This is a genomic window from Bifidobacterium eulemuris, from assembly GCF_014898155.1.
Taxonomy (GTDB): domain Bacteria; phylum Actinomycetota; class Actinomycetes; order Actinomycetales; family Bifidobacteriaceae; genus Bifidobacterium; species Bifidobacterium eulemuris.
The window spans coordinates 669,250-693,832 of record NZ_CP062938.1 but is presented as its reverse complement, the minus strand read 5'-3'; the positions used below and the strand labels follow the sequence as shown (position 1 = coordinate 693,832).

21 protein-coding genes are annotated in these 24,583 nt (G+C 64.7%); 20 read left to right on the top strand and 1 reads right to left on the bottom strand.

The window, feature by feature from the left end:
• Window position 1 precedes the first annotated feature (1 nt).
• The 16 genes from BE0216_RS03115 (at window position 2) to argH (ending at window position 18,657) form a co-directional block, all read left to right on the top strand.
• Window positions 2-709 (top strand): ABC transporter ATP-binding protein, encoded by a 708-nt coding sequence (locus BE0216_RS03115; RefSeq protein WP_072723851.1) that lies wholly within the window; start codon window positions 2-4, stop codon window positions 707-709.
• Window positions 706-1,785, top strand: coding sequence for a hypothetical protein (locus tag BE0216_RS03110; RefSeq protein ID WP_094636006.1), 1,080 nt, complete (start codon window positions 706-708; stop codon window positions 1,783-1,785). The genes BE0216_RS03115 and BE0216_RS03110 overlap by 4 nt, the downstream gene beginning before the upstream one ends.
• Before the next feature lie 244 nt (window positions 1,786-2,029).
• Window positions 2,030-2,668, top strand: coding sequence for a response regulator (locus tag BE0216_RS03105; protein ID WP_094636007.1), 639 nt, complete (start codon window positions 2,030-2,032; stop codon window positions 2,666-2,668).
• A 3-nt stretch (window positions 2,669-2,671) separates the two neighbouring features.
• On the top strand, window positions 2,672-3,946 hold the full coding sequence (locus tag BE0216_RS03100; RefSeq protein WP_094636008.1) for a sensor histidine kinase: 1,275 nt from the start codon (window positions 2,672-2,674) through the stop codon (window positions 3,944-3,946).
• Window positions 3,947-3,998: 52 nt separating this feature from the next.
• The gene (locus tag BE0216_RS03095) at window positions 3,999-4,871 is read left to right on the top strand and encodes a TrmH family RNA methyltransferase (RefSeq protein WP_094636009.1); all 873 of its coding nucleotides are present in this window, start codon (window positions 3,999-4,001) and stop codon (window positions 4,869-4,871) included.
• A gap of 141 nt (window positions 4,872-5,012) precedes the next feature.
• On the top strand, window positions 5,013-6,068 hold the full coding sequence (pheS, locus tag BE0216_RS03090; RefSeq protein ID WP_404801821.1) for a phenylalanine--tRNA ligase subunit alpha: 1,056 nt from the start codon (window positions 5,013-5,015) through the stop codon (window positions 6,066-6,068).
• Between the two features lie 7 nt (window positions 6,069-6,075).
• The gene (gene pheT, locus BE0216_RS03085) at window positions 6,076-8,691 is read left to right on the top strand and encodes a phenylalanine--tRNA ligase subunit beta (RefSeq protein ID WP_094636011.1); all 2,616 of its coding nucleotides are present in this window, start codon (window positions 6,076-6,078) and stop codon (window positions 8,689-8,691) included.
• Between the two features lie 24 nt (window positions 8,692-8,715).
• Window positions 8,716-9,360 (top strand): hypothetical protein, encoded by a 645-nt coding sequence (locus tag BE0216_RS03080; RefSeq protein ID WP_094636012.1) that lies wholly within the window; start codon window positions 8,716-8,718, stop codon window positions 9,358-9,360.
• Window positions 9,361-9,452: 92 nt separating this feature from the next.
• Entirely contained in the window at window positions 9,453-10,547 is a 1,095-nt protein-coding gene (gene argC, locus BE0216_RS03075; RefSeq protein ID WP_094636013.1) for an N-acetyl-gamma-glutamyl-phosphate reductase, read from the top strand.
• Entirely contained in the window at window positions 10,544-11,713 is a 1,170-nt protein-coding gene (gene argJ / locus BE0216_RS03070) for a bifunctional glutamate N-acetyltransferase/amino-acid acetyltransferase ArgJ (protein ID WP_094636014.1), read from the top strand. Before argC ends, argJ begins: the two co-directional genes overlap by 4 nt.
• A 140-nt stretch (window positions 11,714-11,853) precedes the next feature.
• On the top strand, window positions 11,854-12,807 hold the full coding sequence (gene argB / locus BE0216_RS03065) for an acetylglutamate kinase (protein ID WP_094636015.1): 954 nt from the start codon (window positions 11,854-11,856) through the stop codon (window positions 12,805-12,807).
• On the top strand, window positions 12,797-14,092 hold the full coding sequence (locus BE0216_RS03060) for an acetylornithine transaminase (protein WP_094636016.1): 1,296 nt from the start codon (window positions 12,797-12,799) through the stop codon (window positions 14,090-14,092). Before argB ends, BE0216_RS03060 begins: the two co-directional genes overlap by 11 nt.
• 59 nt (window positions 14,093-14,151) lie before the next feature.
• On the top strand, window positions 14,152-15,117 hold the full coding sequence (gene argF, locus BE0216_RS03055) for an ornithine carbamoyltransferase (protein WP_094636017.1): 966 nt from the start codon (window positions 14,152-14,154) through the stop codon (window positions 15,115-15,117).
• 47 nt (window positions 15,118-15,164) lie between these two features.
• On the top strand, window positions 15,165-15,689 hold the full coding sequence (gene argR / locus BE0216_RS03050) for an arginine repressor (RefSeq protein WP_094636018.1): 525 nt from the start codon (window positions 15,165-15,167) through the stop codon (window positions 15,687-15,689).
• A 91-nt stretch (window positions 15,690-15,780) separates the two neighbouring features.
• On the top strand, window positions 15,781-17,019 hold the full coding sequence (locus tag BE0216_RS03045; RefSeq protein WP_072723883.1) for an argininosuccinate synthase: 1,239 nt from the start codon (window positions 15,781-15,783) through the stop codon (window positions 17,017-17,019).
• A gap of 159 nt (window positions 17,020-17,178) precedes the next feature.
• Window positions 17,179-18,657, top strand: a complete 1,479-nt coding sequence (gene argH, locus BE0216_RS03040; protein WP_094636019.1) for an argininosuccinate lyase — start codon at window positions 17,179-17,181, stop codon at window positions 18,655-18,657.
• A gap of 83 nt (window positions 18,658-18,740) precedes the next feature.
• Here argH and BE0216_RS03035 read toward each other — a convergent pair whose 3' ends face one another.
• A complete protein-coding gene (locus BE0216_RS03035; RefSeq protein ID WP_226805683.1) occupies window positions 18,741-19,595 on the bottom strand; it encodes a hypothetical protein in 855 nt (284 codons plus the stop codon).
• A gap of 185 nt (window positions 19,596-19,780) precedes the next feature.
• Here BE0216_RS03035 and BE0216_RS03030 point away from each other — a divergent pair, with 185 nt between their 5' ends.
• The 4 genes from BE0216_RS03030 (at window position 19,781) to BE0216_RS03015 (ending at window position 24,583) form a co-directional block, all read left to right on the top strand.
• Window positions 19,781-20,290 (top strand): HD domain-containing protein, encoded by a 510-nt coding sequence (locus BE0216_RS03030; protein ID WP_094636020.1) that lies wholly within the window; start codon window positions 19,781-19,783, stop codon window positions 20,288-20,290.
• Window positions 20,287-21,069, top strand: a complete 783-nt coding sequence (locus tag BE0216_RS03025; RefSeq protein ID WP_094636021.1) for a putative ABC transporter permease — start codon at window positions 20,287-20,289, stop codon at window positions 21,067-21,069. Before BE0216_RS03030 ends, BE0216_RS03025 begins: the two co-directional genes overlap by 4 nt.
• Window positions 21,070-21,154: 85 nt before the next feature.
• Window positions 21,155-22,477 (top strand): tyrosine--tRNA ligase, encoded by a 1,323-nt coding sequence (gene tyrS / locus BE0216_RS03020; RefSeq protein WP_094636022.1) that lies wholly within the window; start codon window positions 21,155-21,157, stop codon window positions 22,475-22,477.
• 156 nt (window positions 22,478-22,633) lie between these two features.
• Window positions 22,634-24,583 carry a tetratricopeptide repeat protein gene (locus BE0216_RS03015; RefSeq protein ID WP_094636023.1) on the top strand — a complete coding sequence of 650 codons (1,950 nt, stop codon included), beginning with the start codon at window positions 22,634-22,636 and terminating at the stop codon, window positions 24,581-24,583.

Genomic DNA, 24,583 nt, shown 5'->3' with positions numbered 1-24,583 from the left:
GATGCATATCGCCACACATGATCTCGCGCATCGCTTCGCTGACACCGATATACTGTTCGAGCACTTGAATATCGTCGTGCACCCTGGGCAGACCGTGGCGGTGTGCGGTCCAAGCGGATGCGGCAAATCCACGCTACTGTCCATACTTGCGGGATGGGAGCAACCATACGCCGGCACTGTGGAGCGCGATGGCGTCGAGCGAATTGGCTGGGTGTTCCAGAATCCGTATGGCGTAGCCGAACGCTCAGCGCTGGACCATGTCGTGTTTCCATTGCTTACCAAGGGAATGTCCCGGCGCGATGCCGAAGGACAGGCCTTGGACATGATGGAGGTGTTCGATCTTCGCTACGCTGCCGACCGTCGCTTTTCCGAATTATCCGGTGGTGAGGCACAACGTCTGATGCTGGCGCGCGCCGTATGTTCCAAGCCTGATGTGTTGCTCGTGGACGAGCCGACCGCGCAATTGGACACGCGCACCGCTCGTTCGGTCAGTCATGTGCTCGGGAGACTTGCCGGACAGGGGATGATGGTGATGATTGCCACGCATGATCCCGACACGCGCGACGCATGTCAACGTGTGGTCGATTTGTCTGAGTATGCGCCGTTGGCGACGGGATCAGATCGAGACGACGCCGAACGCCCTCACGATGAGATGTCAAGACCTGACGGCGGGGCGGCTGGCACGGCGGAAGTGGGAGCGGCGCGATGAGGTTGGAATCCATCCTCTCCGAGGCGATGCGCAATGTGTCATGCGGTACGGCTCGCGCCGTTTCGATGGCTTTGGCGGTACTGCTAGTCGGAGGATTGTTCGGCGGATACGAGGCGATGTCGGTCATTGCATTGCAGGACGACGCAGCCGCTCGAATTCGAGCCAACGCTGATGTGGCCACGCTGGTCGGGGCGAAGGTCGATGGTGTGACATGCGACCGTCTGTCTTCGGTTCCGGATGGTCCATCGGTGTCCGGCGCGATGCGAAGCGGTCCGCAGATCGTCTTCGCTGCCACACCCGGCAGAGACGTGGCATCCTATGAGGTGACACCGGGACTGTTGCATCTGCTGGTCGCAGATGGCATGTCGTCGGCCGATGCCGGCGGCGTGTGGATATCCCGCGATATGGCAGGGGATTTTGGATTGTCCGTCGGAAGTGTGGTGCAGACCGATCAAGGGACAATTCGTGTGGGAGGCGTGTACGACTGGGACAATGACGGGCGGGATACCCGATTCGCCTACGCGCTTGTGGTGCCCGTCTCCTCGTGGGATGGCACATTTGAGGAATGCTGGGCCAAGCAATGGCCGACGTCCGACGATCTTGACGCGCTGCTGTATTCCACGGCCGTCGTCTCCGGCGGCGAAAGCGCCAAAGGCGGCGTCACCCGGCTGAACAAAGGGTTCGACTCCCACTACGATGCCAGTGATTCGTATCGCTCGCGCATGACCAGATGGATGCCGTTCGTGGCGGGAGCGGTGGGACTGCTGATCGGATGGATGACGGTGCGTCGGCGACGGCTCGAATACGCGGGGGCGTTGCACTCCGGGCAGTCCAAGGAGGCCCTTGTACTTACCATTGCGGTGGAAACGAGTGTTTGGGCGGGGCTTGGCACGCTCGCCTCGACATCGTTGCTGACCGCCTTATGCGCGAGACTCGCCTCCGACGACTTCGCTCGGATCGCCGCCATCGCCGTCCGGACCCCGATCGCTCTGTGCGCGGCGGTGATCGTCTCGGCAGTGGCGTCCGGCGCTTGGGTGCGGGAATCGCAGCTGTTCCGTTTTTTCAAGCGGCGATGAGCCGTAATGATGTCGACGGTGAGGCGAGTCTTCCCTATGCTCAGCCTGCTTGTTTCGCTCCGCCGAATAATGCTTGCGTCCGATTCATGCGCTGTGCGGCTCGTGGCTCGTATATGCGAAATCTTCCCCTTTCGGGGAATACCGGAAAAGGGATATCGGAAGGGGGAATCCAGCTTTTTGTTAGGATTGCTTTCAGAAAACCCCCAGAAGGGGACTGTCCTCACTGAAGTGCAACGGAGGCAATATGGACCACGAAGTGACCATCGGCATAGTGGACAACGACCGGTTCGTACTGCCTAGCCTGAAGACCAGCATCACCGAGCTGCTGCCCGACGCGAAGGTCGTCTGGACCACGGCGGACGGCGGCGAAGCCGTGCAGTATTGCCTGCGTCCCACCACCCGACCCAAGGTGCTGCTGGTCGACATGAGCATGGAAGGGGTGTCCGGCATCTCCGTATGCCGCCGCATCCGCGCACGCATCAGCAAGGTGGGCATTCTGGCGATGACCGCCTACTCATTGGACAAATACGCGGAGAAGGCCTCGCTGGCCGGCGCGCAGGGCATCGTGGGCAAATCCGACGAGCAGCGGATCGTCACCGCGCTGCGCACCGTCGCCTCGGGTGGCACGTGGGGGGATGGATTCGAATCTCCCCTGACCGCGCATGTGCGTCTGAAGAACCAGTCGGGCATGAGCGCGGTGCTCACCGACCGCGAATTCGAGATCATGGATTCCTTCGCCGCGGGCATGTCGATCAAGGCGATCTCCGAAACGTTGAACATCACTCCGGAGACGGTGAAGAAGCATGGCCAGCGCGCGATGCACAAGCTGGGCGCGACCTCGCGTTGGCAGGCCGTGGCGATGTGGCTGAACGCCGAGGCGTGAGCCATGGAGAGGGAACGTTTCACACGCGGAGGGGACGGTCATCTCGCCGGGTCGGTGCCGCTGGCGCTCAGCCCCGTGAAACATCCGATCCGAATCGGGCAGACCTTCGTTCTGCTGATCTGCGGATTCTGGGAGTGGTACTTCACGCCGCCGCAGACCTTGTCCGGATTGGTCACCGCCACGGTGTTCATGATATTGCTGCCGCTCGCGGGCGTGTTCCCCGTGCCGGCCAATCTGGCGCTGCTGCTCAACTTCTGCGTGACCTGTCTGTTCTTCCATGTCGAAGGGCCGTCCCAACTGCTGGGAGTCGCCTACTCCCTGGGCACCCTCACCTATGACATCAGCACGAAGGCGGGTGTGGTGCTGGCCATACCCGTGGTGTGCTCGTTGGCGATCCAGAGTTCCAGATACCCCGATTTCCGCTGGTTCTCCGGCTACGCGCAGGTGCCGATCCTGATTCTGCTGATAACGCTGCTGCTGTTCTTCAGCCACACCAGCCGCCGCCATTCGCTGCTGTACGAGGCGCAACGCAAGATCGAGGAGGCGGACGCGCTCAAACGCCGTGTCACCGTGGCCCGCATCGTGCACGATTCGGTGACCGGCGACCTGTCGAATATCGCACGCATCGCCCAGCAGCGGATCCGCCGCGTCGAATCCGAGGAGGACCGCGAGGCCTGGCGGCAGATCAACGACCGCTCCCTGCGCGTGCTCGACAGCGTGTACGCGGTGATCCGCCAGTTGAGCGACGAGGATGAGACGGAACTGAGCAGCGAACGCGGGCGCGCCGACGGCCGCCGGTTCGTGGACGTGCTGCGCGAGAGGACGGAGGAATGGACCGCTGTGCTCGCGCAATCCGGATTCATCGGCGTCTCGCGCGTCATCGACCATGTGCATGGTCCCCAATTCGACAATCCAAGCGATATCCGCGAGCGCAAGGCCTGCGTGCTCGACATGCTCGACGAGGCGTACGCGAACATCGTCCGCCATGGGACGCCGGGCCAGGATGCCTTCACCGTGGTGGTCACCGTGGATAAGAACCAGATCGAGATCGTCGCCACGAATCCGCTGACCGACGACGAGCGGCTTGACGAGGTCGGCGATTCCGCGGATTCGCCTCCGCTGACGGGCGGGCACGGGTTGAAGATGCACCGCGCCGAGGTGGAGCGGCTCGGCGGTGTGCTGTCCGCCGACGCCGAGGACGAGCATTGGATTCTGTATGTGCGTGTCCCCCGTGTGGTCGGCGCGCGTCCGGTGACTCAGATTCGGCGATCGCGTTGATGCGCGTGTTCCTCGATTGGTCGGTGTGCGGTAGTGCGGTAGTGTGGAGGGCATGCCCATCAACGCACAGCTTGTCGATAACCCCAAATCCGAACGGGTGCGGCATCTCGCCGACCTGACGAACCGCAAAACCCGCTACCGAGCCGGCCGATTCCTGATCGAAGGACCGCAGTCGGTGCGCGAGGCCGTCGTCTGGCGTCCGGACGTGGTGCGCGACCTGTACGTCGAGGTCGCGGCCGAGGGCGGTGAGCGCCGCGCCGCGACGGATACCTTGCAGCGCATCGTGGATCAGGCGCTGGAATCCGACGTCTACGTGCATTGGGCCAGCGGCGAGGTGATCCGTCGGATCAGCGCCGACGCCCAGGGAATCCTCGCCGTGGGTGATATCGATGTCATACGCTCTACGGCGACGGTGCCGCCTGCCGTAGAGACCGGGACGCCTGGCACGCGGCTGGCCGCGTTCTGGCAGGTGCGCGACCCCGGTAACGCCGGTACGGTGATCCGCGCCGCCGACGCCGCCGGTTGCGACGCGGTGGTGTTCGTGGACGACTGCGTGGATGTATTCAATCCCAAAGTGGTGCGTTCCACCGCCGGATCCCTGTTCCACGTGCCGGTGGTGGTTATGAGGACCGACGAATTCCTCGCTTGGGCGGGCGGACACGGCATCAAGGTCATCGCCGCGGACGTGTACGGCACCGAGGAGCGTAAGTCTCGCCCGCTGCCCGACGTGCTGGCGGAACGCTCCTCGACTTCGGGCGCTTCGGCGGTGCTGTTCGGCAATGAGGCCCGTGGATTGCCCCCCGACGTGCTGGAGCGTGCGGACGATATCGTGTCGATTCCGCTGTATGGCAAGGCCGAATCGCTCAACCTCGCCACCAGCGCCGCCGTCATGCTGATGAGTCTGGCGATGGCCTCCCACGCCTAGTCGGACTTTCGGTCCGGGACCGGCGGACCGCGGGCGTTGTCGAGTCATATTGAAAGAATGTGAAGTCGGTAAAACGCTGGAAAACATAAGGTTTATAGGTTTTTTACAACATACTCGGAAAGGGTTCTCGTGTCGCAGAACATGGTGTTCGACGCCCAGGCGGTGACCGCAGCGGTCGCCGAAGGCATCGAGAAGATCCAACAGGCCTCCACGCTGGAGGAATTGAAGACCATCAGAACGCAGTATTCCGGAGCCGACTCCGTGATGACCCAAGCCAGCAAGGCCATCGGCTCGCTGCCCGCCGACCAGAAAAAGGACGCGGGCAAGCTGCTGGGCAAGCTGCGCGCCGACTTCGGACGCGCCTTTGGACCCAAGGAGGCCGAGCTCAAGGCGCGGGCCGAGGCCGAGGCGTTGGCCGCCGAGACGGTGGACATGACCCTGCCGGTCAGGCGCAAGCCGTTGGGCGCCCGTCATCCGCTGCCCAAGCTGATGGAGGACGTCGAGGACTTCTTCGTCTCCATGGGCTGGCAGATCTCCACCGGCCCCGAGGTGGAAACCGAATGGTACGACTTCGACGCGCTGAACTTCGGCCCAGACCATCCCGCCCGCCAGATGCAGGACACCTTCTACGTCAAGGGCAACCAGGCCAAGGACGCGGCCGGCTTCGTCGGATCGAACATGGTGCTGCGCACGCAGACCTCGTCCGACCAGGTGCGCGCGCTGCTCACCCGCGGCGTGCCGCTGTACATCGCCTGCCCGGGCCGCGTGTTCCGCACCGACGAGCTCGACGCCACCCACACTCCGGTGTTCCACCAGTGCGAGGCGCTCGCCGTCGACAAGAACCTGACCATGGCGGATTTGAAGGGCGTGCTCGACAAGCTCGCGGTCGCCATGTTCGGCCCCGAAGCCAAGACGCGTCTGCGCCCCAGCTACTTCCCGTTCACCGAGCCGAGCGCCGAACTCGACCTGTGGTTCCCCGACAAGAAGGGCGGGGCGGGCTGGCTTGAATGGGGCGGCTGCGGCATGGTGAACCCGAACGTGCTCAAGTCCGCCGGACTCGACCCGAACGTGTACACCGGCTTCGCCTTCGGCGTCGGTATGGAGCGCACGCTGCTGCTGCGCCACGACATCAACGACATGCACGACCTCGTCGAGGGCGACGTGCGATTCAGCGAACAGTTTGTGATGGGGGAGTGATTGACCCATGCCTATGATCGATATCGATTGGCTTAACGACCATGTCGAGACGCCCGAGGGACTGACCTACGAGCAGCTCGCCCAGGATCTGGTGCAGGTCGGTCTGGAGGAGGAGGAGATCCACTCCTCGCAGCTCACCGGCCCGATCGTCGTCGGCTACGTGGTGGACGCCACCCCGGAGCCGCAGAAGAACGGCAAAACCATCAACTGGTGCCATGTGGACGTCGGCGACGAATACAACGACGTCGACGAGAACGGCAACAAGGTGCCGCGCGGCATCGTGTGCGGCGCGCCGAACATGGCCGCCGGCGAGAAGGTCGTCGTGACCCTGCCCGGCGCCGTGCTGCCCGGCGATTTCAAAATCGAACCGCGCAAGACCTACGGCCACATCTCCGACGGCATGTGCGCCTCCGAGCGCGAGCTGGGGCTGGGCAACGACCACAACGGCATCATCCTGCTGCGCGACTACGGCTTCACCGAAGAGGAATACGAGGCCCTGAAGCCCGGCGATGACGCGATGGGTCTGCTGCATCTCGACCAGCCGGTGCTGGAGATCAACATCACCCCGGACCGCGGCTACGCATTCTCCTACCGCGGCGTGGCCCGCGAATACCACCACTCCACCGGCGCGACGTATGTCGATCCGGCCGTGGAACTGGGGGAGAGGGCGCCGGAGCCGGCCGATTACGCGCCCGGCACCGTCACCGACATCGACATCATCATCGACGACGACAATCCGATCCATGGCGTGCCCGGCTGCGACCGCTACTACGCGCGCGCCGTGCGCGGCTTCGACCCGTCGTCGCGCACGCCCAACTGGATGCGCCGCCGCCTCACCCGCGCCGGACAGCGTTCGATCTCGCTGGCGGTGGACGTGACCAACTATGTGATGATGGATCTGGGCCAGCCGATGCACGCTTACGATCTCGACAAAATCGAAGGTCCGATCGTGGTGCGTCGCGCGAAGGAGGGCGAGAAGCTCACCACGCTCGACGGCAAGGAGCACGAGCTGAGCGTCGAGGATCTGCTCATCACCGATTCGCCGGACGGCAAGCGAGGATCACGCATTCTGGGCCTGGCCGGCGTGATGGGCGGCCTGTACGGCGAGGTGACCGCCGAAACCAAGAACATCCTGCTGGAGGCCGCGCATTTCGATCAGGTGACCATCGCCCGTTCCGCGCGCCGTCACAAGATCCCCTCCGAGGCGTCGCGCCGCTTCGAACGCGGCGTGGACACCGCGCTGCAGCCGGCCGCCACGCAGATGGCCGCCGATCTGCTCACCAAATACGGTTCCGGCGAGGCCAGCGACCATCCGAACGATGTGAACACCATCGCGCATCGCAAGGCGATCGCCTTCAAAGCCAGCGAAGTGGCCCGTGTGGCCGGTCTGGACGTGGACCTCAACCGCATCAGCGACATCCTCACCGATATCGGCTGTGTGGTGGCCGGTGGCGGCAACGGTGAATTCTCTGTCACCGCGCCGACCTGGCGTCCCGACCTGAACGAGCCGTGCGATCTGGTCGAGGAGGTGGCCCGTCTGGTCGGCTACGACCAGATTCCGGTCACCGTGCCGCCCGCGCCGACCGAAGGCATGGTGGGGCTGACCGCCGACCAGCGCCGTCGCCGTGAGGTGGCGCAGGAGCTCGCCGAATACGGCATGGTGGAGACGCTGAGCTACCCGTTCGTTGGAGACGAGGATTTCAAGGCCTTCGGCCATGGCGATGATATGGACGCCGTCAAGCGTGTCAGCGTCGAAATCGCCAACCCGCTGTACGGCGACCGGCCTTATCTTCGTCGCGGCATCCTGCCGACGCTCGCCACCACCGTGCAGCGCAATCTGCGCCGCGGCATCGAGAATGTGGCCCTGTACGAGCTGGGACACGTGTATCTGTGGGATCCCGAAGCCCCCGCCATCCCGGCGCTGCCCGGCGGCGTGAAGCCGACCGACGAGCAGCTCGCCGCGCTCGACGCCGGTCTGCCGGCGCAGCCCGACCATGTGGCCGGCATCCTTACCGGTCTGGCCGAGGACACCGGTTGGATGGGCGGCAAGCGCGCCGTCGACTGGTCCGACGCCGTGGAGGCTGTGCGCCGCATCGCCGACCGTATCGGCGCGGACATCACGCTGGACCAGCCGGCCGCCGAGGAGATGCCCGACCAGTGGCATCCGGGCCGCGCGGCCCGCGTGCTCGTGGGTGAGGAGCTCGTCGGTTTCGTGGGCGAGCTGCATCCGCGGGTCAACGAGGCGCTGGACTTCCCCGCGCATTCCGCTGCCTTCGAGCTGAACCTCACCGCCCTGTTCGCCACGCTGGACGGCAAGCCGGTGCAGGCCAAGCCGATCTCCACCTTCCCGCCGGTCAAGCAGGATCTCGCCTTCACCGTGGCCGACACGGTGACCGCGGCCCAGCTGGAGCGGGCGATTCGCGAGGCGGCGGGCGCCGACCTCGAGTCCGTCGAGCTGTTCGACGTGTTCACCGGCGACCAGCTGGGCGAGGGAATGAAATCCCTGGCCTTCGCGGTCACCTTCCGTTCGCAGGACAAGACGTTGGCCGCCGAGGACAGCGAGGCGATCCGCGAGGCGATCGTCGCCAAAGCCGGTGAGCTGGGCGCCCAGCTGCGCGCCTGACCCAACCCCGATCAAAGGAATTCGATGAGCGATACGGGCAAGCCGGAGTACGGCGAGTACCATGAGCCGGAATACGGCGCGAACGCGAGCCAGTACGGGGCGGATTACAATCCGTACCTCTACGGCGCGCCCGATCCCGAACCCGCAGCGGATTCGACCACGTCGGCGCCGCCATACGGACAGCAGTATGGCGCGCCGTCGATGGGAGGCCAGTCCACGCCCGGCCGGCAGGACCAGCCCGCGCAGTATGGCGGGCAGAACGGCTCCTACACCGGCGGCCAGCAATGGCAGCAGCCGAACGCGCCCTCGCATACGCCCCACTACCTCAACGGCATCGATCTGAACGATCCCGCCCAGAATCCGATGTACGGCCATTGGGACGCCTATGCGGTGATCTCTCTGGTGCTGGCGCTGTTCTTCCCCGTGCCCGTACTATCCGCGTTGATGGGCGGGTTGGCGATGTGGCGGTGCCGCACCTTCCATATGAAGGGATTCTGGCTGGGACTGGCCGCTGTGGTGATCAACGCGCTCTACACCATCGCCGTGGTGTGGATGATGGCGAACGGCATCGACGCCATGAGCCTCTACCAGCAGATGCTCAACCAGTTGCAGGGTGGCGGTTCTTCCGGCGGCGGCTCTTCCAGTACGGACGTGACCATCACCGCCTGATATGCCCGCCACACGCAGGACTGCATAATTATGCATAAGTCTGCATAGAAGTGTATACTGACTTCAGTTTTCGTCGTCGCGAAGGACTGATTATGGCGAAGTATACGGTTGCCGTGGCCGGTGCCACGGGATATGCGGGTGGCGAGGCGCTGCGCATTCTCGCCGCGCACCCCGATTTCGAAGTGGCATGCGTGGCCGGGCACTCCTCGGTGGGCGAATCCATGGCCAAACACATGCCGCATATTCCTCAGCTGGCTGATCTGGTGGTGGAGGACACCACCGCCGAAACGCTGAACGGCTATGACGCGGTCATCCTCGCGCTGCCGCATGGCGCTTCCGGTGCATTGGCCGCACGGCTCGACGAGAACGCCGTGGTGGTGGACTTGGGCGCCGACCACCGTCTCGAGGAGCGCGCCGCATGGGACGCGTTCTACGGCGGCGACTTCTACGAGCATTGGACCTACGGCATGCCCGAACTCATCACCGGCAAAGCCTCCGACGGTTCATACGCGCGCCAGCGAGCGGCATTGCCCGGTGCCAAGCGCATCGCGGGGCCTGGCTGCAACGTGACCGCCACCACGCTGGCCATTCAGCCCGGCGTCGCCGAAGGTCTGGTCGAGTCGAAAAGCCTTGTTGCCGATCTGGTGGTCGGTTACTCCGGCGCGGGCAAGGCCCTGAAGCGCACCAACCTGCTGGCGTCCGAGGCCTTGGGCTCCGCGGTGCCGTACGGCGTGGGAGGCACGCACCGCCACATCCCCGAGATCCTGCAGAACCTCGCCCACGCCGCAGGACTGGCCGCGGCCGAAGCGGACCGGTTCACGCTTGGATTCACGCCGATTCTCGCCCCCATGTCGCGAGGCATCCTCGCCTGCGTGAGCGCGGCGATGACCGACAAGGCGCGTGACTTAAGCGATGACGAGATCCGCGCCGTCTGGATGAACGCGTATGCGGATGAGGGCTTCATGGTGATGCTGCCCGAAGGCATGCTTCCCGCCACCGGCAATATCGTCGGCTCGAACGCCGCGCATCTGCAGGTCGTCACCGACCGCAACGCCGGGCGCGTCATCGCCTTCGCCGCCATCGACAACCTCAACCGCGGCACCGCCGGACAGGCGGTGCAGTCCCTCAACATCGCACTTGGCCTGCCCGAGGACGCAGGCTTGACCAAGATAGGAGTCGCACCATGAGCGTGACATTCGCACAAGGATTCTCCGCCGCCGGTGTCGAGGCGGGTATCTCCGCCGTCGCAGGGAAAAAGGATCTGGCGCTGGTCGTCAACAACGGTCCTCTGGACGCGGCCGCAGGCGTGTTCACTTCGAACCGCTTCTGCGCGGCCCCCGTGCAGTGGACGCGTTCGATCATCGCCGACGGTCACGTCAAAGCCGTGATCCTCAACTCCGGCGGAGCGAACGCCTGCACCGGACAGGCCGGATACGAGCAATCGCAGGCCACCGCGCGACGCGTGGCCGAACTGTTGGGCGCCTCGCCCGAGGACATCGCCGTATGTTCCACCGGTCTGATCGGCGAGCTGCTGCCGCTCGATAACGTGCTGGCCGGTGCCGATGCCGCGTTCGACGCGTTGGCCGATACCGCCGAAGCCGGCGCGGACGCCTCGCATGCGATCATGACCACCGACACCAAGCCCAAAACCGTCGAACTCGAAGGCGACGGTTACCGTATCGGCGGCATGGTCAAAGGCTCGGGCATGATCGCCCCGCAACTGGCCACGATGCTCTCCGTCATCACCACCGACGCGGTCGTCACCGCCGGTCAGGCGCAGGCCGCGCTGCTCGCCGCCGTGGATACCTCCTTCAACCGCATCGACGTGGACGGCTGCCAGTCGACCAACGACACCGTGCTGTTGCTCGCCTCGGGCGCCTCCGGAGTGGAACCCGACCCGGACGAGTTCAACGCGATGGTCGCCCGGGCCTGCGCTTCGCTCGCCCGCCAGATCATCGGCGACGGCGAGGGCGCCAGCCACGACATCCGCATCAGCGTCACCGGAGCGACCAGCGTGGACGCCGCCCTGGCCTGCGGCCGCGCGGTCGCCGCGTCGAACCTGCTCAAATGCGCCATCTCCGGCAACGATCCGAACTGGGGCCGCATCGTCAGCTCCATCGGCACCGTGCCCGCCAGCGTGGCCCCCTATGACGCCGACAAGGTGACCGTCGACGTCAACGGCGTGCGCATCTGCGAGAACGGAGGCGCGGGCCGCGACCGCTCCGAGGTCGACATGACCCCGCGCGAGGTGCATATCGACATCGACCTGAACGCCGGCGACGCCGAAGCCACGGTGTGGACCGACGACCTGACCCACGAATACGTCCACATCAACGCCGACTACGAAAGCTGAGTAAACCGGGTGTCCGGGGCTGCCGGCCTATATTCATCGTCCGACACGCTCCGGGCCGCTCAGGCCAAGTCTTTACGGTCTGACAATGAATATAGGCCGACAGCCCCTCGTAGCGTCGGTTCGTAGAGTAAAGGGGAAAAATGGCAGAGTTAAAAGGGCCGGGATTCCATTTCGACGTGCATACCGACCTGCGCGCCGACCAGAAGGCGGAGGTGCTGATTGAGGCGCTTCCGTGGCTGGAGGAGTTCGCCGGACAGCGCATCGTCGTCAAATACGGCGGCAACGCGATGGTCGACGAGCATTTGAAGCAGTGCTTCGCCGAGGATATGGTGTTCCTGCGCCAGGTGGGACTGCACCCGATCGTCGTGCACGGCGGCGGTCCGCAGATCTCCCATATGCTCAGGGCCCTGAACATCGAATCCGAATTCAAGGGCGGTCTGCGCGTCACCACGCCCGAGGCGATGGACGTGGTGCGCATGGTGCTCACCGGCAAGGTGTCGCGCGAGCTCGTCGGCCTGATCAACTCGCACGGACCGCTGGCCGTGGGCCTGTCGGGCGAGGACGGAGGCCTGTTCTCCGCCATGCAGCGACGCCCGGTTATCGACGGCAAACCCACCGACATCGGCCTGGTGGGCGATGTGGTGAGCGTGGACGCCTCGGCCGTCGAGGATCTGGTCGCGGCCGGACGCATCCCCGTGGTCTCCTCCGTGGCACCGAACGAGGAGGACGCCACCGAGGTGCTGAACGTCAACGCGGATTCGGCCGCCGCCGCGCTGGCCGCCGCCGTGGGGGCGCACAAGCTCATCATCCTCACCGACGTCGACGGCCTGTACGCCGACTGGCCCGACCGCAACTCGCTGATCGGGCGCATCGGTGTGGAGAACCTGCGCGATATGTTGCCCGACCTCGAATCGGGTATGCGCCCGAAGATGGAGGCGTGCGTGCGAGCCCTGGACGGCGGCGTCATGCAGTCGCATATCATCGACGGCCGCAAGCCGCATTCCATCCTGAACGAGATTTTCACCACCGCCGGTATCGGCACCATGGTCGTGCCGGAGGGTGGCGTCGAGATGAGGAGCTCATATGGCTACTGAGATCAAAGAAACGCTGGGAGCCGAAGGAACACGGTGGCTGGGGGAGTACTCCCAGGTGCATATGAACGTGTTCGGCACGCCGTTGCGCGTGATGGACCACGGCGAAGGCTCGCATGTGTGGGACGTCGACGGCAACGAATACCTCGACTTCCTGGCCGGCATCGCCGTCAACTCGCTCGGCTACGCGCATCCCGCATGGGTGAAGGCGGTCGCCGAGCAGGCCGCCAAAGTGGCGCATGTGAGCAACTATTTCGCCACCAGGCCGCAGATCGAGCTGGCCGCCAAACTCGTGGAGCTGGCCGGCGCGCCCGAAGGCTCGCATGTGTATTTCGGCAATTCCGGCGCCGAGGCCAATGAGGCGGCGTTGAAGCTCGCCAAACTCTACGGCCGCACGCTGCCGGGCGCCACTCCCGCGATGGGAGGCAAACCCGCCCGCATCATCGCGTTGACCAACAGCTTCCACGGCCGTACGATGGGCGCGCTTTCCGCCACGTGGAAGCCCGCCATCCGCAAGCCTTTCGACCCACTGGTGCCGAATATCGAATTCGTGCGCGCCGGGGATCCGCTCGCCTTGTACGAGGCCTTCGCCGCGACCGGACTCGGCCATTACGGCAAGGGGCCGGTGGCCGCGGTGATGATCGAGCTCATCCAGGGCGAGGCCGGCGTCAAGCCCCTGTCCGTGGATTACGTCAAAAAGGTGCGTCAGATGTGCGACATCAACCACGCGCTGCTCATCATCGACGAGGTGCAGACCGGCATCGGGCGCACCGGCGAATGGTTCGCCTTCCAACGCGAGGATCTGGCCGGCGGTGTGAGGCCGGATATGGTCACCTTCGCCAAGGGCGTGGCCAGCGGCTTCCCGATGGGCGGCATGATCGCCTTCGGTAGGAAGCTCTCCGCCCTGTTCACCCCCGGATCGCACGGTTCGACCTTCGCGGGCAACCCGTTGGGCGCGGCCGCCGCCCTCGCCACGCTGAACGTGATCGAGGACGAGGGACTGGTCGCCAACGCCGAGGCGCGCGGCAAGCAGCTGCGCGACGGGCTGATGTCCTGCGGCAATCCGCTGTACGTCTCCGTGCGCGGACGCGGCCTGCTCGACGCCGTCGAACTCGCCCATCCCTGCGCGCATGCGGCGATGAACTGGGCGCTCGAACACGGCCTTATCGTCAACGCCGTGCGTCCCGACGCGCTGCGGTTCGCGCCGCCGCTGAACGTCACCGAACAGGATGTCGACCAAGCGATCGCCATCCTCGCCCAGATTCCCGCCGACCTGCAGGACGACTGATCTCCAGGCCGCGCGGACCATACGACAACCGAACGCTTTTCCAAGACAAGGAGCCGACAATGACCGGACAACTGCGCCATATGCTGCGCGACGACGACGTAAGCCATGAGGAACAGAAGCAGATTCTCGAACTCGGCATGAAATTCCGCGAGAACCGCTTCTACAAGCAGCCGTTCGCCGGCCCTCAGGGTGTCGCCGTGCTGTTCGACAAGCCCAGCACCCGCACCCGCACCAGCTTCTCCATCGGAGTCGCTGAACTCGGCGGCTATCCGCTGGTCATCGACAAGTCCGGCTCCCAATTGGGCCGCGGCGAGCCGGTGGCCGACACCTCCCGCGTGCTCTCCGGCATGGCCTACGGCATCGTCTGGCGCACCTTCGGCCAGGAGCGGGTCGAGGAGATGGCCAAGTACGCCACCTGTCCGGTGGTCAACGCGCTCACCGACCAGTTCCATCCCTGCCAGATCCTCGCCGACTTCCTCACCATCGCCCAGTTCCGCGGAGGCGTGGACGCGCTGGCCGGCAAAACCATCGCCTATCTGGGCGACGCAGCCAACAATATGGCCAACTCGTATCTGCTCGGCGGCGCGGTCGCAGGCATGCACGTGCGCGTGGCCGGACCGTACGGCTATCTGCCGGATAAGGCGATTGTGGCCGACGCCGAGCGCATCGCCGCTGACAATGGCGGTTCGATCCTCGTCACCACCGATCCGAAAGAGGCCGTGGCCGACGCCGACTGCGTGTTCACCGACACTTGGGTGTCGATGGGCGAGGAGGCGGAGTACGCGATTCGCTCCAAGCCGTTCTGGCCGTATCAGGTCAACGACGAGTTGATGGCGCTCGCCAAGCCGGACGCGCTGTTCCAGCACTGCCTGCCCGCCTACCGCGGCAAGGAGGTCACTCCTTCGGTGATCGACGGACCGCAGTCCGTGGTGTGGGACGAGGCGGAGAACCGTCTGCACGCGCAGAAGGCGCTGCTCACCTGGCTGGTCGGCAAACAGCGCGGCGACGACGCGCTGCTCGCCTGACGCGGACCGCGCCTATGACGACGAGTCATACGAGAAAGACGCGAACGATGAGCGAATCCGGTCCATCCCTGCAGCGACCCGCGACGCGGGCCGCGCGGCTAAGCGCCATCGAACAGGCGCTGCTGCGTCATGTCATCACCTCGCAGTCGCAGCTATCGCAGATTCTGCTCGACGAGGGCTTCGACGTGACGCAGGCGACGCTGAGCCGCGACCTCGACGAGGTGAACGCGGTGAAAACCCGGCTCAAAGACGGTACGGTGGCCTATGCGATCGCGGATTCGCCGTCGGGATCGACGGTGGAATCCGCATCGTCGGGCCGCATCGAGCAGCAGATGGCACGTGTGCTCTCCGGCCTGGTCACCTCCGTGGCGGCCGCGCGCAATCTCGTCGTGGTGCACACACCCTCCGGTGCCGCGCAGTATGTGGCCAGCGTCATCGACAAGCAGTCGCTTGACGACGTGCTGGGCACCATCGCGGGCGACGACACCGTGATGATGATCTGCTCGGATGACGAGCCGGCGAAGCGGCGCGCACGGTGGCTGCTGGATATCGTGTCGAAAACCCAGCAATAGAGGGGCTTGGCCGGTGCGACGCACCGAGATGAATATTTATACATACCTTTGCATATACTTGTGCATAACAATGCGATAAGAAAGGCAAACCATGGCAGATAACAATCGTCTTGTGCTGGCGTATTCCGGCGGTCTTGACACCTCCGTCGCCATCTCGTACCTCAAGGAGCGCACCGGCAAGGACGTCGTCGCCGTCTCCCTCGACGTCGGCCAGGGCGGCGAGAGCCTGGAAACCATCCGCGAGCGCGCGCTGGCCTGCGGCGCCATCGAATCCTATGTGGTCGACGCCCGCGACGAGTTCGCCAACGAGTACTGCATGCAGGCCCTCAAGGCCAACGCCATGTACGAGGGTGTGTACCCGCTGGTCTCCGCCATCTCCCGTCCGCTGATCTCCAAGCATCTGGTGCGCGCCGCCCACCAGTTCGGGGCCGACACCATCTCCCACGGCTGCACCGGCAAGGGCAACGACCAGGTGCGTTTCGAGGTGTCCATCGCCTCCATCGACCCGACTCTGAAGGCCATCAGCCCGATCCGTGATCTTTCCCTAACCCGCGATGTGGAGATCGCGTTCGCCAAGGAGCACAAGCTGCCGATCGTGCAGACCGAGAAAAGCCCGTACTCCATCGACCAGAACGTGTGGGGCCGCGCCATCGAAACCGGCTTCCTCGAGGATCCGTGGAACGGTCCGACCAAGGACTGCTACTCCTACACCGACGATCCCGCGTTCCCGCCCGTCGAGGACGAGGTCGTCATCGAATTCAAGCAGGGCATTCCGGTCAAAATCGACGGCCGCGACGTCACCCCGCTGCAGGCCATCGAGGAGATGAACCGCCGCGCCGGCGCGCAGGGCATCGGCCGCATCGACCTGATCGAGGACCGTCTGGTGGGCATCAAGTCCCGCGAGCTGTACGAGTGCCCGGGCGCCGTGGCGCTGATCACCGCCCACCAGGAACTGGAGAACTGCTGCCTGGAGCGCGAACAGCACCGCATCAAGCGCGACATCGACAAGCGTTGGGGCGAGCTGGTCTACGACGCGCAGTGGTTCAGCCCGGCCGTCAAGTCGCTCAACGCCTTCATCGAGGACACCCAGCAGTACGTCTCCGGCGAGATCCGCATGATCCTGCACGGCGGCCGCGCCGTCGTGACCGGCCGTCGCTCCGACACCTCGCTGTACGACTACAACCTGGCCACCTACGATTCCGGCGACAGCTTCGACCAGAAGTCCTCCAACGGCTTCATCGACATCTACGGACTGCCGTCCCGCGTGGCCGCCGCCCGCGACGTCAAGTTCGGCAACGGCATCGAAGTGCCGAGCAACACCGTCGAATAAGCGCCGCTCCCGACGGAGCCCAGCCCCTTCCCTCGTCATTTCGAGCGAAGCGCAGCGGAGTCGAGAAATCCCGATACCCTGAAGGGGAGGATTTCCCGGCTCCGTTTTTCAATCCGACGCCGAACCGACATCATCGTCAGCCCCAACATAAGGACAACCATGACCGAAACCAATAGCAACGAACATCTCGCACTGTGGGGCGGACGCTTCTCGTCCGGCCCTTCGCCCGAACTCGCCCGCCTGTCCAAGTCCACCCAGTTCGACTGGCGTCTAGCCGACGACGATATCGCCGGCTCGCGCGCCCACGCACGCGCGCTCGGCCGTGCCGGACTGCTCAGCGACGACGAGCTCGAGCGCATGGAGTCCGCGCTCGACGAACTGCAGCGCCAAGTCGATTCGGGCGCCTTCGCGCCGGTCGAGGACGACGAGGACGAGGCCACCGCGCTCGAACGCGGACTGCTGGCCATCGCCGGCGACGAACTCGGCGGCAAACTGCGCGCCGGACGCTCCCGCAACGACCAGATCGCCTGTCTGATCCGCATGTGGCTGCGCCGCCACGCCCGGGTTATCGCCGGCGAACTGCTTGCGCTCGTCAACGCGCTGATCGAGCAGTCCGTCGCGGCCGGCCGCACCGTGATGCCGGGCCGCACCCACATGCAGCACGCGCAACCCGTGCTGCTCGCCCACCAGCTGATGGCCCACGCCTGGCCGCTGCTGCGCGATGTGCAGCGTCTGATCGACTGGGATGCGCGCATCGACGCCTCGCCGTACGGTTCCGGTGCGCTCGCCGGCAACACGCTCGGCCTCGACCCCGAAGCCGTGGCCCGCGAGCTCGGCTTCTCTCGCGTGACCGACAACTCCATCGACGGCACCGCCTCGCGCGATCTGGTCGCCGAATTCGCCTTCATCGCCGCCATGGCCGGCGTCGACATCTCACGCCTGAGCGAGGAGATCATCATCTGGAACACGCAGGAGTTCGCGTTCGTGCGTCTCGATGACGCCTACTCCACCGGCTCGTCGATTATGCCGCAGAAGAAGAATCCGGATATCGCCGAACTGGCCCGAGGCAAGTCCGGCCGTCTGATCGGCGACCTGACCGGCCTGCTGGCCACGCTCAAGGGCCTGCCGACCGCCTACGCCCGCGATCTGCAGGAAGACAAGGAGGCCGTGTTCGACCAGGTCGACACACTTGAGGTGCTGCTGCCCGCCTTCACCGGCATGGTGCGCACCATGGCCTTCGACGCCGAGCGTCTTGAGGCCGAGGCCCCCACCGGTTTCGCGCTTGCCACCGACATCGCCGAATGGCTGGTCAAGAACGGCGTGCCCTTCCGCCACGCGCATGAGCTTTCCGGCGCGTGCGTGAAAATCGCCGAAGGCCGCGGCCAGGAGTTGTGGGATCTGACCGACGCGGACTTCGTCGCCACCTTCGACGGCTTCCTGCCGGCCGAATCGGCACCGCAGGTGCGCGAGGTGCTCTCCAGCCACGGCTCCGTCGACTCGCGCGACGGCAAGGGCGGCACCGCCTACGACCGCGTGCTCGAACAGCTTGAGGATGCCAAGCGGGCCGTCGCCGAACTGGCGGCCTTCGCCGAATCCACGTCGGACGGCTCCGCCTACAAGGCTCCCGGAACTTTCTGATCCGTGTTTTCCCGACGCGAACGCCCCGCCGTCCTTGGTTTGGACGACGGGGCGTTCGCATTGCTTTCCTGGAAAGAGACGCGTCAGTCCTGATCAGGAGACGAAGCGTCGTCGGGGTGCCGTTTGCGGCTGGGGACGAAACCGCGGATCCAATGGTTCTTGCCGCGGCTTTTCACATAGATGAAGCCGAATACGGAGAAGACGGCGGCACCGATGAAATTCACGATGAGGTCGTTCATCGTGTCGCGCAGACCGATGTCGAGATATCCGTTGATGCCCAGATCCTGCCCGTTGACCATGGTGGAGGTGATGTCGTCGATGGTGACGGTGGCGGAGGTGTGGTTCGGGTTGAGCAGCACGGAGTGGATCGAAGTGACCACGGTGTCCTTCTGCATATCCCAGCCGAACAGGTTGTCCATCGTGTATTCGAAGAACTCCCACAGCACGCCGATGGTCATCGAGAAGCAGAACGCCACCAGCGACAGGTACAGCGGGGAGAGATTGAATTTCGCGGTTTCGCGCCGGTTGAGCAGATCCACCAGCGAGAAGCCGATCGCGGCGGCGAGGAAGCCGTTGATCGTGTGCAGCACCGTGTCCCAGAAGGGGAAAAGCTCGTAGAACGAGCTGATCTCGCCCAAAATCTCCGCCGCGAAGATGAACACGAGAATGATGACCTCCAATGTGGAGGGAAGCTCGATTTTGAACGTCACCTGCACGAAACTGGGCACGATGAGCAGAAACAGCGTGAGCACGCACAGGAACACGTTCTCGTAGTTGCCGTTGAGGAACTGCAGCACCATGGTCGCCAACACCAGCGTGCGCAGCACCATGTAGACCACGAACGAGCTTCTGTGCTCGCGGATCTCCACGCCCATCGCCTTGCCGGTGGCCCTCATCCGCGCGCGCAGACCTGAGCGCTTCGTGCCGTTATCTCCCATGCTGGTTCCTTTCTCCGCTCTGACAGTCTACCGGTGACACCGACCGTGCGGATCGGCGGCATCCACCGCGGGCTGTGCGAACATCATTCGGCCGGATGAGGGCGCACGACCGGACGGGTGCGTACAATCGAAGGCTGGAAGATACGGGACCACCGCCCGAAGCAAGCCATACAAGGGGAAACGACGTGCTGAGCAGACACCAGATCCGCACACTGGTACACCATCATGGACATGACATCCTCGCGCACGAGCGCATGCAGATCCAACGCGACTGCTACCAGCACGGCATCGTCACCACATACGCGCACTCCATCCGCGTGGCCTGCCTGGCCGTGTATTTCGCCGACCGGCTGCGCCTGTGGCACAGGGTCGATCTGCGCTCGCTGATCCGCGCCGCCCTGCTGCACGACTACTTCCTCTACGACTGGCACCGTTGGGACAACGGCGAACACCGCCTGCACGGCTTCACCCACGGCGGCAGGGCGCTCGCCAACGCCATGGAGGATTTCGAACTCAACCATATCGAGTGCGACAGCATCGCCAACCACATGTTCCCCCTGACGCCGCGTCCGCCGCGCTACATCGAGGGCTATCTGGTCACCATGGCCGACAAGATCAGCGCCACACATGAGACGGTCAGCCTCGAACGCTTCCGCAAAGCCGAATTGACCGCGACCCGCAAGGACGTACGATGATTTTCACCGCGCTATCGCACCTGTTTCTCTGGTTTTTGTTCTACAGTTTCATCGGCTGGGTGTATGAGACGATCCTCGTCTCCAGCCGGGAGCGCCGCTTCGTGAACCGCGGCTTCCTCAACGGCCCGCTCTGCCCGATCTACGGGACCGGCGCGGTGATGGCCGTCGTGCTGCTACGCCATATCGACAACGCGGCGGTGCTGTTCCTGGTCTCCGCGCTCGGCGCGAGCGTGCTGGAATACGTCACCTCGTGGGGGATGGAGAAGCTGTTCCACGCCCGCTGGTGGGATTACTCCCGTATGCGATTCAACATCAACGGCCGCGTGTGCCTGCTGGGTGCCGTGGTCTTCGGATTGGCGGGCGTGCTGATCGTCAAGCTCGTGCATCCCTGGGTGGCCTCCGTCACCGCCATGCTGCCGCTGCCGGTCGTGCATTGGGTGACGTTCGTCTGCTTCGTGCTGGTGGTCGTCGACTGCACGGTCACCGTGGCCGGCGTGATGGATCTCGAACGCCAGCTTGCCCTGGTCGCCGAATTCGTACAGACCCGCGCCGAGAAGGCCGGGGACTCCTGGGAGTGGGGCAAGGATGCGTTCGGCGACAAGCTGCGCGACTGGTCGACCTCCTCGCAGGAGAAGCTGGTCCGTCTGCGGGGCACCGTCACGTCGGTGCTGGGCCGCCAGCAGCAGCGTATGATCCGCTCGTTCCCGCATTTCAAGTCCGTCAACTACGGGCAGGTGGTCGACACCATCCGTGAGATCATGCGTCGCGGCGAGCGCTGACGCACTGTCGGCATGTTCTGCGAAACTGTAGGGTGCTGAAAAGCGGCAGAATATCCAACAATTCGATAGGGAGAAGCGACCAGCTATGGCTCACGTCACCAACTTCAAGGAAGCCGGGTTCGACACCTTGCTCGATGAACTGGAATGGCGCGGGTTGGTTTCCCAGTCCACGGACAGGGAACGACTCGCCCAAGCGTTGAACGGTGAGCCGATCACCTATTATTGCGGATTCGACCCCACCGCCGCCTCCCTGCATATCGGCAATCTCGTGCAGCTGATCAACATGCGCCACCTGCAGCTTGCCGGCCACCATCCGATCGCCCTGGTGGGCGGCGCGACCGGTCTGATCGGCGATCCCCGCCAGTCGGGCGAGCGCACGCTCAACCCGAAGGATGTGGTGGCCCAGTGGGCCGAACGCCTCAAGCGGCAGATCGGTGGCATTCTCGACACCGACGGCGACAATCCGGTGCGCTTCGTGAGCAACTACGACTGGACCGCCTCGATGAGCGTCATCGACTTCCTGCGCGATGTGGGCAAGAACTTCCGTTTGGGCACCATGCTCGCCAAGGACACGGTGGCCCGCCGCCTCAACTCCGAGGAGGGCATCTCCTTCACCGAGTTCAGCTACCAGGTGCTGCAGGGCAATGACTTCCTGCACCTGTACGACGAGTACGGCTGCACGCTCGAGCTCGGCGGCTCCGACCAGTGGGGCAACCTCACCTCGGGTCTCGACCTGATCCACAAGATGCGCGGTGTGGACGTGAACGTGTTCACCAGTCCGATCATCACCGACGCGCAGGGCAAGAAGTTCGGCAAGTCCGAGGGCAACGCCGTGTGGATCGACGCCACGATGCTCAGCCCCTACAAGTTCTACCAGTTCTGGATCAACCGTCCGGACGTGGAGATGGAAAGCCTGCTCAAGGCGTTCACCTTCCTGCCCAAGGCCGAGATCGAGCGTCTGGTGGAGGAATCCAAGACGAATCCGGGCGCGCGTGAGGCGCAGAAGACTTTGGCTTGGGAGGTCACCAGCTTCGTGCACGGCGAGGAGGCCACACAGGCCGCCATCGACGCGTCGTCCGCCCTGTTCGGCCGCGGCGGTTCCTTGGAGGACATCGACGCGGACACGCTCGAATCCGTGCTCGACGGCTTCAAGGTGCCGGGGGAGGATGGCGAGCATGTGTTCCCCCAGGCCGCTCCCGGCGACCGTCTGATCGACGCGGCGCAGACCGCCGGCCTGTTCAAAACCGCCTCCGAGGCCCGTCGCGCGATCAAATCCGGCGGCGTGTACCTCAACAACACCCGAGTCGAGGATGAGGAGCTCATCCTCGACGACGACGACTTCCTACAGGGACGTTTCGCGCTGATCCGTCGAGGCAAGAAGGCCCTCGGCGCGGTCGAACGCCGTTAGACGCACCCCACGGCCATGCCGGTCGCACACGCGCGGGAGTTTGGACGCCCGAAGGCGGGAGATTCCGGCCCGGCATGGCATGGCCTCATATGGACATCAGCATCAACATCATCACATCGACGGCGTAGAGCGTCGATATAACGCAAAGGGATGAGTATGACTCAAGACAACAATCACGGATCGCGCGACGGCAAGTCCTACGGAGGCAACGGTCGCGGCCGATCCTACGGCAACGGCGGCTCCCGCGGCGGCTACGGCAAGTCCGGCTCTCGCGGCGGCAAGTCCTATGGCGGCGGCCGTGGCGGCTTCCGCAAGGACGGACAGCGCTCCGAAGGCGGCTACCGCAAGGATGGATTCCGCAGGGATCGCGACGACAACCGCGACTTCCGATCCGAAGGCGGCGAGCGTCGCGAGGGCGGATATCGCAAGAACTTCCACAATGACGACCGTCGCGGCGGATACCGCAAGAACGACGGCTTCCATAAGGGCGGCTACCGCAAGGACGGCTACCGCAACGACCGCGATCGCGACTTCCGCCGTGACGGCGAAGGATCAGCCGAGGGCGGCGAGCGTCGCGACTTCAACCGCGGCCCGCGTCGCGACGGCGAGCGTGGCGGCTACCGCGGCAATGGCCGTGGCGGCGAGCGCGGCGGCTACCGTGGCAACGGCGGCTACCGCGGCCATCGCGACGGCGACAATCCTCGCTACCAGCATGGCGACAAGCCGTGGCGCAAGGACGGCGAGGACCGTGGCGAGCGTCGCGATGGCGAGCGCCGCGACTATCGCCGTGACGGCGACCGTCGTGATTTCCGTCGTGACGGCGAGCGCCGTAACGATCGGCGCGACAACCGTTATGGTGGCGACCGCCGTGACAACCGTTACGATCGCGACCGTCGTGACAACCGCCGTGGCGACAACCGCCGCGGCGAGCGTCGCGAGTTCACGCCCGAGGAGCGCGCCGAATACCGCGAGCGCAAGAACCGCGAATACATGGATCGTCCCCGTCGCAACTCCGACGGCACGATGAGCTTCCCCTCGCAGAATCCGTACACCGCGCGCCGACCCGGCGAGCCGAAGATGCCCAAGGGCATGGAATGGTCGATGCTTTCGAAGGACGAGAAGGAGCGTCTGCGCGGTCTGGCCAAGGAGCACGCCGAGAATATCGGCCTGCATATTCTGGCCACCTACGCGCTGATCGACGACGACCCCGCGGCGGCGCTCGAACACGCCAAATGGGTGGCCCGCCAGGCCTCCCGCATCGATTTCGCCCGCGAGACGCTCGCCTTCGTGGCCTACCGCATGGGCGACTACAAGCTCGCCCTGCGTGAGTTCCGCACCGCGTTCCGTATGAACGGCTATCCGGATTATCTGCCTTTCATCGCCGACTGCGAACGAGGACTCGGCAATCCGAAGAAGGCCATCGAAATGGCCGTCTCCGACGAGGCCAAAATGCTGCGTGGTGACGCCAAGGCCGAGATGTTCCTGGTGTACGCCGGCGCGTTGGGCGACCTGGAATTGTGGGATAAGGCCATCGAAATCGCGCATACGCTGGGACGTTCCAAGGGCATCTCCGGCGGCTACCGCATGCGTGCGGTGCAGGCCGAACAGCTGTTCCTCGAAGAGGCGGGACGTACCGATGAGGCGGCCGCCCTCGACGGACTGCTCGACAAGCTGGAGCTGCAGTACGCCGACGAGGAACTCGATGAGGAATCCGACGACGTGGTGATCGACCATGATCTGCAGGGACTGACCGACGACTCCATTGTGCTGGAGAAGCTCGGCATCGACCCGTCCATGGCCCAGTACGCTCCCGAGCTTGAGCCCGAGTACGGGGATGATTACGAGGACGGCGATCTCGACGACTCCGACGAGATCGACGAGGTCGACGAGGATACGGACGAGACCGACGAGGTCGGAATCGACGCCGTCGCCGAAGACGTCGAGGAGGGTCTGGACGAACCGTCGCAGGACGATGAATCCGAACTGCCCGCCGAGGAGGCTCTTGAGGGCGTGGAATCCGACGTCGAGCCGGCCGCTCTGGCCGAAGGCGACGCGGACGAATCCGCGGATGGCGCAATCGAAGGCGACGAGTCCGAAGAGGAGTGA